This is a genomic window from Bacillus sp. TH25 (assembly GCF_016650935.1).
GTDB classification, from domain to species: domain Bacteria; phylum Bacillota; class Bacilli; order Bacillales; family Bacillaceae_G; genus Bacillus_A; species Bacillus_A mycoides.
In genome coordinates, this window is the sequence record NZ_JAEKEU010000023.1 from 1 (window position 1) to 8,487 (window position 8,487).

At 32.5% G+C, this 8,487-nt stretch carries 8 protein-coding genes and 1 riboswitch; of the genes, 7 read left to right on the top strand and 1 reads right to left on the bottom strand.

What is annotated here, in order from left to right:
• Both JFT89_RS13870 and JFT89_RS13875 read left to right on the top strand, forming a co-directional pair.
• Positions 1 to 997: ABC transporter permease (locus JFT89_RS13870; protein ID WP_201040236.1), on the top strand; the 997-nt coding region annotated here is incomplete at its 5' end.
• Between the two features lie 53 nt (positions 998 to 1,050).
• Positions 1,051 to 1,734, top strand: a complete 684-nt coding sequence (locus JFT89_RS13875) for a lipoprotein BA_5634 family protein (RefSeq protein ID WP_201040238.1) — start codon at positions 1,051 to 1,053, stop codon at positions 1,732 to 1,734.
• A 76-nt stretch (positions 1,735 to 1,810) separates the two neighbouring features.
• Here the strand turns inward: JFT89_RS13875 and JFT89_RS13880 are convergent, their stop codons facing one another.
• On the bottom strand, positions 1,811 to 2,152 hold the full coding sequence (locus JFT89_RS13880) for a DUF3914 domain-containing protein (RefSeq protein ID WP_016095539.1): 342 nt from the start codon (positions 2,150 to 2,152) through the stop codon (positions 1,811 to 1,813).
• Positions 2,153 to 2,431: 279 nt separating this feature from the next.
• Between JFT89_RS13880 and JFT89_RS13885 the strand changes: the two genes are divergently transcribed.
• The 5 genes from JFT89_RS13885 (at position 2,432) to tenA (ending at position 8,239) form a co-directional block, all read left to right on the top strand.
• Positions 2,432 to 3,673 carry an esterase/lipase family protein gene (locus JFT89_RS13885; RefSeq protein ID WP_201040237.1) on the top strand — a complete coding sequence of 414 codons (1,242 nt, stop codon included), beginning with the start codon at positions 2,432 to 2,434 and terminating at the stop codon, positions 3,671 to 3,673.
• Positions 3,674 to 3,759: 86 nt separating this feature from the next.
• A complete protein-coding gene (locus JFT89_RS13890) occupies positions 3,760 to 4,785 on the top strand; it encodes a homoserine dehydrogenase (RefSeq protein WP_016095537.1) in 1,026 nt (341 codons plus the stop codon).
• Between the two features lie 96 nt (positions 4,786 to 4,881).
• Positions 4,882 to 6,330: a MocR-like pyridoxine biosynthesis transcription factor PdxR gene (gene pdxR, locus JFT89_RS13895; protein ID WP_002185703.1), complete on the top strand. Its 1,449-nt coding sequence runs from the start codon at positions 4,882 to 4,884 to the stop codon at positions 6,328 to 6,330.
• Positions 6,331 to 6,334: 4 nt separating this feature from the next.
• A complete protein-coding gene (gene ddlB / locus JFT89_RS13900) occupies positions 6,335 to 7,249 on the top strand; it encodes a D-alanine--D-alanine ligase (protein WP_002013134.1) in 915 nt (304 codons plus the stop codon).
• Positions 7,250 to 7,322: 73 nt separating this feature from the next.
• Positions 7,323 to 7,428, top strand: a riboswitch (TPP riboswitch).
• Positions 7,429 to 7,552: 124 nt separating this feature from the next.
• Complete coding sequence (gene tenA, locus JFT89_RS13905; RefSeq protein ID WP_002065618.1) at positions 7,553 to 8,239, top strand: thiaminase II; 687 nt, start codon at positions 7,553 to 7,555, stop codon at positions 8,237 to 8,239.
• The last annotated feature ends 248 nt before the right edge of the window (positions 8,240 to 8,487 follow it).

Below are 8,487 nucleotides of genomic sequence, written 5' to 3' on the forward strand. Positions count from 1 at the left end.
GGATTTAGTATGGATGACAAACCCATATACATTTCTGTATGAAAGCTCTGAAAACAACAAATTGGTAGATAAACATCTCTCTATTATAAAAAAACGTCTTGAGGATGCAAATATTCCGTACCGAATGGCTTCATCTTCAAATAAATTTACAGAAAGTAACGTAAATGTATTGAAATTAAGTGAATATAACGAACTTACGAGAGCACTCGGGTACCAACAAGAAACGATTGAAAAAGAAGATGAAATTTTACTAATCCCTGGGAGGGTGTCACAAAAACAAGAATTTAAAAATGGTGACTATAAAAAAAATATTGAAGTCATTCAAGGAGATTGGACAAAGACATTTCGTGTGAAAAAAACTGTGGGAAATTTAGTTTTACCACATGATCCTAGTAGTATTTATATTGCTGTTCAAGATCATGTGTATGATGAAATTCCTCATACGAGTAATCCAAAAGATGAAAATATTCAACATCGTACTTACGGATTTGTTGTAGATGATTGGATAAAAACGAAAGAGATTTCAAATCAATTAAAGAATGTATTCGATAAAGATCTTAGGGACAGTGATTTCTACTTTGAAGCTTTAACATTAAACTTGTTGGAGGCAAAGCAAAAGAATGGTTTATTACTTATGGCAAGTGTTTTAGTCGGAATTGTTTTCTTTACATTTGCTGCTAGTTTTATTTATTTCCGATTATATACTGATTTGGACCGTGATCAACAACAATATAAAATGATTTCGAAAATGGGATTAAGTAAACGAGAGTTAAAAAAAGTTGTAACGAGACAGTTAGTATTAATGTTCTTCTTACCGATTATCATTGCAGTGATTCATACTGTAGTTGCGTATACGGCACTGCAACAATTAGTCGATTTTTCTATTTTAAATAGCTCGATCGTTATTTTAATTTCATTTATATGTATACAAGTTTTATATTTCTTTATAACTCGTTGGCGTTACCTACAAAAGCTTTATAAAGTTATGGAGCAATAGAGTATATTAGCTTGTAAGACTACACAAAAGTATGTGAAAAAATGAACTGTATGATGAAAGGAAACGCGATGAAAAGAACTTTAACTATTTTTATGTTAACGATACTACTTTTAATAAGTTTTAGTGCATGCTCTAAAAAGGAAAATCCATTTCCTGCAAACGGTTTATTAATCATTGGAGATGAAAATAAAATTTCACCAATTATTAATCGTTATCAAGAAATTACGAAAGAAAATGAAGTGTTTTCTGTGAAAAAAGGTAAAGTTGGAAATGGACAGATATTAATTTTAAATGAATCTACAGCACAAGCATTGATTAAAGAAAAAGCTTTTCGTAAACGAGATAATGGCTCCAATTATATTATAGATACGTTACCGAAATTCCCAAAAGAAGGTTCGCTGTTGTTTACACATGAAGACGAAAAGAATATGAAAAGTATTGAATTAGAAGGAAAAGAGATTCCAGTTTCATACGATAGTGACGCTTGGATAGGTAACACTCGTAAATATCCAACGCAATGGTATGTGATTGTAGCACAAAATAGTGTGTATAAAGAAATAAAGGCAAATGAAACGAAAATGCACCTTCTTCATCTGAAAAAATCTTTAGGAGATGAAAAACCTAAAATGTCGACAGATAATACATTGGTTAATGAAAATGTCAAAGTAAAAAAGCTAATTAAAGGTTTGGAAGGAGAAGTATCTTTTCAGTTTGTAACGATTGGAGAAAAATCTTAAAAAAGAGTTCAAGGTTGATAAAAACTTTATCAACCTTGAACTCTTTTTAGTTTATAGACCAATCAAATATTATGTTTTACATTACTTCATTTAATCGAGTCTCGCTCGTTTCTTCAATCACATTTGAACTTTGAACCGAACTATTTTGAGCTTCTTTTTCTTTACGGGATTTTTGTAGCATTTCAAGGATGATCCATAACGGAACACCTTTATCTTTTAACATCTTCCATAAATCTAATTCGTTAAATTTATGCTCAGGCTGTTTCATTTCTTTTTCAGATAAACGAATATCGAACTTGATAGGGTCATTCGCTTTCTTATCTTCAAGTTTAGTAGAAGAGATAGTATTATGCTCAAGACTAGAAGGAGTTATTTTAGTAGGTTGAGATAATGTATGAATATTTAATCCGATTTGCATGCTTTTTTCCTCCTTTTCAAGCAATGAAATTAGTATTCTTATGATTTCTAAATCCAGTTAACATGAGGAAACTATATTTAATTATAAATTCAAATAATCAGATTTACAAGTTGTATTGTAAAAAGTAAATACTAACTTGAATTAATATTTATCAACATTTGTGTATGTTTTCTATATATACAATGTATATAAAATACTTTACATTATGTTTAAGTTGAAAACTAATTGTGTAAATCTTTTTCATAGAAAAATGTAAACGTTTTATTAGGGGGAGAAAGTATGGGGAAATTATATTTAAAAATATGTTTTTTTGCGTTAGTGACTTTCTGTTCAGTCGTTGCGAAAACAACTTATGCAGAAGAGAGACAACAAAATAATTATCCTATCATTTTAGTGAATGGCTTTGCCGGATGGGGTAGAGAGGAAATGCTAGGGGTTAAATATTGGGGTGGTGTTCATGATATACAGGAAGATTTAAAAAGAAATAATTATACAGTATATACTGCTGCTGTTGGGCCTGTTTCTAGTAATTGGGACCGTGCATGTGAATTATACGCGCAAATTAACGGTGGAACAGTAGATTACGGTGCGGCGCATGCTGAGATACATGGACATAATCGCTTTGGCAGAACTTATAGTGGTTTTGCACCGAATTGGAGTGAAACAAATAAAATTCATTTAGTCGGACATAGCATGGGGGGACAAACGACAAGAACATTAGTACAGCTATTAAAAGAAGGAAGCTTTGAAGAAAAAAATCATGTAAAAAATCATCCGAATACAAATCTATCACCACTATTTGAAGGAGGAAAATCATATGTTCATAGCGTTACAACATTAGCAACTCCTCACAACGGTACAACACTTGCGGATGGAAGTCTTCTGTTGCCATTTGTGAAAGATTTACTCATTACAGCTGCAAGTTTAGGTGGAAACAATAATTTATCATTATATGATTTTAAATTGGATCAATGGGATATAAAAAAGAATGCTGGAGAGTCCTTTTTCCAATACACTGATCGTATTTTAAATAGTTCAATTTGGGAAAATACAAAAGATATAAGTCAATGGGATTTAAGTACTGATGGAGCAAAGGAGTTAAATAGTTGGGTAAAGACGCAATCGGATGTATATTACTTATCCTATAGTGGACATGCATCGCAAGCAGCACCTATAACAGGTTTGCATCTACCGCATATAACGATGAATAAAGTGCTAATGGGGAATGCATTTTTCTTAGGTTCCTATGCAAGATATGAAGAGAATCGGCCATTAATAGATACTTCTTGGTGGCAAAACGATGGTGTAGTAAATACAAATTCTATGATTGCACCATCTTCTAATGCTGCTGTAAATAATAATGAGTCATTACAGATTGGAAAATGGAATCATATCGAAACGAAAGCAAATTGGGACCACCTCGATATGGTAGGACTAAGCGTTTCAGACACGTTAGGATTTTCTAATATTCAAGAGTTTTATAGAACAATTGCAGAAAAATTATCACGGTTACCGAAATAGATAATATAAAGCGCTCTCGATGGAATTCGAGGGCGCTTTATATTATATTGAAAGAGGGATTTGGTAGAAAAATATGGGGGGATATTATGAAAATTCAAGTTGTATTATCAGGATATGGGACAGTAGGAAGAGAGTTTATAAAATTATTAAACGAAAAATATTTATATATATATGAAACATATGGAATTCATTTAGTTGTAAGTGGCGTATTAGGTAGGAATATTGCAATACATAATGAGGAAGGTTTGTCTATTCATCATTTATTGATGTATGGTTGTGGTACTGCTGCAATTGAAAAATATATAGAACATCATCCGAAGGAACGTGCAACAAATAAGATAAGTGGTAATGTATTAGTAGAATCAACAGTTACAAATCTTAAAGATGGAAATCCAGGAAAAAAATATATAAAACAAGCGATTGAGAAACATATGGATATAGTTGCAATTTCTAAAGGTGCCCTTGTTACAAACTGGAGAGAAATAAATGAAGCAGCAAAAATGGCGAATGTACGAATTCGATATAGTGGTGCAACTGCCGCGGCACTACCGACACTAGATATTGGGCAATTTAGTTTGGCAGGTTGTAATATTGAAAAAATAGAAGGGATATTAAACGGGACAACTAATTATATTCTTACAAGAATGTATGAAGAAGATAAAACTTTTGAAGAAGCGTTGCAAGAAGCACAAAATAAAGGGATTGCGGAGACAAACCCTTTATTAGATATAAGCGGGATGGATAGCGCATGTAAATTATTACTTTTGACGAATAGTTTAATGGGAACAGATTATGCACTCAAAGACATGCGAATAAAAGGAATAGAGCACGTTACAACGCACCAAATTCAAAATGCGAAAGAACAAAATAAAACTATTAAATTAATTGCATCAGCAAATAAAGATGATAATGGAAAAGTAAACCTTAGCGTACAACCTTTTAATTTAGAGAAAGAACATCCATTAGCAAGTATAAATGGTACCGAAAAAGGAATTACGTTCTTTACGGATTCAATGGGGCAAGTGACAACGCTTGGAGGTGCCTCAAATCCAAGAGGGGCAGCCGCAGCCGCTTTAAAAGATGTAATCAATTTATATCGAAAGGATCTATAGGTTTGCTGACCGTACCGCTATTAATAAAAAATACATATGTAGTGGACCTTTTGAGAATGAAATAAATATGCAAAAATAATTGCAGGGGGTAAGAAATTGTTTAAAGATTTTAAAGTTGTAAAAGATCGTCCCGTTTATATTCAATTAAAGGATTATTTAAAAAAGATGATTATGAAAGGGCATTTGTTGGGGGACCAAAAAATCCCATCAACAAGGGAACTGAGTGAATTATTATCAGTGAGCAGAAATACAGTACTCTCTGCATATGCGGATTTAGAACAAGAAGGACTCATTTATGCAGTTAAAGGAAAAGGAAATTTCGTTGCGAAGGTGGATATAAGTAACACCTCGTCTGTTGAAATAGATTGGAAAAATAAACTTAATACAGTTACCACATTAGCGGATGAATTAGACTTAATGAAGCATGGAGTTCGCTGGGAAAAAGGAATGATTGTTTTTAATAGTATAGCCCCGGACGAAAAGCTATTTGATGTTGAAAATTTCAAAAGAGCTTTTCTTACTCGTATGTCCATTGAAGGGGATATCGTATTGAACTACGGATATGCAAAAGGTTATAGACCGTTAATGAATTATTTACTTCATTACATGGAAATGAAAGGTGTAGATATTTCGAACAAAGATATTCTAATTACAAATGGATTTACAGAAGGATTAGATATTGTGTTATCTTCTTTATCGAAGAAATCAGGGCGTGTTATTTGTGAGAACCCAACTCACCATGCTGCATTGAAGCTTTTTCGTTTACATGGACTTGAAGTTCATGGAATTAATATGAATGATGATGGTATTGATACGAATGAAGTAGAAAAAAGTTTGCGTGAAAAGGATTTTGATTTCGCGTATTTAATCCCTTCTTATCATAATCCAACTGGTATTGTTACGAGTTCGGAGAAAAGAACGGAATTGATGAGGTTATTTTCAAAATACAAGATCCCTATTATAGAGGATGGGTTTAATGAAGAATTACGTTATTCGGGTTCACATTTATCGCCATTATTAACTTTTGCAGGGGCTGGTAATAATGTGATTTATATTAGTAGCTTTTCAAAGGTACTTTTTCCTGGTTTACGTGTAGGTTGGATCATTGCAGATAAAGAACTGATACATTATTTAGAAAGTGTAAAAAGAGCAAGAACGATTCACACTTCTACGTTAGATCAAGCTGTTCTGTTTCAATATTTACATGAAGGATATTTTGAAAAATATTTAAAAAAAGCAAGATCTGTTTATAAGAAAAAATATGAGTTAGCTGTTGGGGCGTGTAATCAGTACATTCCGTTTAAAAGAATGACTGGAGATGGCGGACTTCATTTGTTTATAGAGTTGGAAGAAAAAATTCAAGCCCGCACACTTTTACAAAAGTGTTATGAAAAAGGAGTTACGTTTTCTCCTGGAGATGTTTTTTACTCTGATGGAGGAGGAGCGAACACATTCCGATTAGGATTTTCACGTTTGAAAGAACAGGAAATTGTTAGCGGGATTCAAATAATTGGTGAAACATTAAAAAATGAAACTTGGAGTTGAGAAAATGAGAATTGGCGTTATTATGGGAGGAGTATCCTCTGAAAAACAAGTATCAATTATGACGGGGAATGAAATGATTGCACATTTAGATAAGAGTAAATATGAAATCGTTCCAATTACGTTAAATGAAAAAATGGATTTAATTGAAAAAGCGAAAGACATTGATTTTGCATTGCTAGCATTACACGGAAAATACGGAGAAGATGGTACGGTTCAAGGGACGCTTGAGAGTTTAGGTATTCCATATAGCGGCAGCAATATGTTATCTAGCGGTATATGTATGGATAAAAATATTTCGAAAAAGATTTTGCGTTATGAAGGAGTAGAAACACCAGATTGGATTGAACTTACAAAAATGGAGGATCTAAAGCTTGAGGAGTTAGATAAATTAGGATTTCCGTTAGTGGTAAAACCAAACTCTGGCGGCTCAAGTGTTGGAGTTAAGATTGTCTATGATAAAAATGAATTAATCTCTATGCTGGAAACTGTATTCGAATGGGATTCTGAAGTAGTAATTGAGAAGTATATAAAAGGTGACGAGATTACATGTTCAATTTTTGATGGGCAACAGTTACCTATCATTTCGATTCGACATGCTGCTGTGTTCTTTGACTACAATGCAAAATATGATGATACTAGTACAGTTGAAGAAGTTATCGAACTTCCAGCTGAAATAAAGGAACGTGTAAATAAAGCGTCACTGGCTTGTTATAAAGCATTAAAATGTAGTGTTTATGCAAGGGTTGATATGATGGTGAAGGAAGGAATTCCATATGTAATGGAAGTTAATACATTACCAGGGATGACACAATCAAGTTTACTGCCAAAAAGTGCGGAAGCAGCGGGAATTAATTATAGCAAACTATTAGATATGATAATTGAAACTTCATTAAAAGTAAGGAAAGAAGAAGGTTTTTAAGATAGTTATATAATTAATTCTTTTGACAGTTCCATGAATTATGCTATGATAATTACAATACGACAACTAAATATTTATCCACTAGGGGGGCCTTTTATAGGCTGAGATCAGATGAAATTTTGAGACTCTTAGTACCTGATCTGGTTAATGCCAGCGTAGGGAAGTGGGAAAGACGTTGCTATTTAACGAATAAATACTGTCAATTTCACTTTCTTTACGCCTGTAAAGAAAGTTTTTTTATTTTACAGCTTTAATAATTGTGGATAAATACGTATATTTTTTACATTATTTGGAGGGATTTAAATGACTTTTTCACAATCATTACGTAAAGAAGTAGATTCAATTTGGGAAGCAAGTTTTAACCATCCTTTTGTAAAAAAACTAGGCGAAGGAACATTAGATTTAGCTAGTTTTCGATATTATGTGCTTCAAGATTCTTATTATTTGAGTCATTTTGCTAGAGTACAAACGTTAGGTGCTGCAAAGGCTCTTGAATTAGAAACGACAGCTCGTATGGCACACCATGCACAAAATACGTATGAAGCTGAGTTATCATTACATGAGAATTTCGCAAAGAAATTAGGGATTACAAAAGAAGAAAAAGATAATTTTATTCCTGCGCCAACTGCATATGCATATACATCTCATATGTATCGTGCAGCTTATGAAGGGCATTTAGGAGATATTATTGCGGCTATTTTACCTTGCTACTGGCTATATTATGAAATTGGTGAACGTTTAAAAGAGTGCCAGCCAGAAGAGCCGATTTATAAAGAGTGGATTTCTGCTTATGGATCTGATTGGTTCCGTACTTTAGTTGAAGAGCAAATCACACGATTAGATACGATCGCTGAAAAAGTAACAGAGGCAGACCGTAATCGTATGAGACAACATTTTATTTTTAGTAGTCAATATGAATATTCATTTTGGGAAATGGCATATACATTAGAAAAATGGCCGGTGAATGAAGAAGTTAAAGGTGTTATTTAATTAAGAGTATATAAAAGGTATCGCTATATAAAGAGGCGATACCTTTTATTATATTTAGTTTCTGTAATTTTTTTGTAAATCATAGATAAAAAATATAATAATTTATTATAATGATTTTATAATATAAAGTCCCATAAGGAGGTAGTTATATGTTAATAGTTACTTTATATTTATTTGATTTTAATAATGTTTTATTTATATAACCAAATGTAATTTAGCTATTTCTTTTAATGTGCTTGGTTAAAATT

Coding starts and splice junctions, on each gene's coding strand:
- JFT89_RS13875 (WP_201040238.1), top strand. CDS start 1,051: ATGAAAGGAAACGCGATGAAAAGAACTTTAACTATTTTTATGTTAACG.
- JFT89_RS13880 (WP_016095539.1), bottom strand. CDS start 2,152: ATGCAAATCGGATTAAATATTCATACATTATCTCAACCTACTAAAATA.
- JFT89_RS13885 (WP_201040237.1), top strand. CDS start 2,432: ATGGGGAAATTATATTTAAAAATATGTTTTTTTGCGTTAGTGACTTTC.
- JFT89_RS13890 (WP_016095537.1), top strand. CDS start 3,760: ATGAAAATTCAAGTTGTATTATCAGGATATGGGACAGTAGGAAGAGAG.
- ddlB (WP_002013134.1), top strand. CDS start 6,335: ATGAGAATTGGCGTTATTATGGGAGGAGTATCCTCTGAAAAACAAGTA.
- tenA (WP_002065618.1), top strand. CDS start 7,553: ATGACTTTTTCACAATCATTACGTAAAGAAGTAGATTCAATTTGGGAA.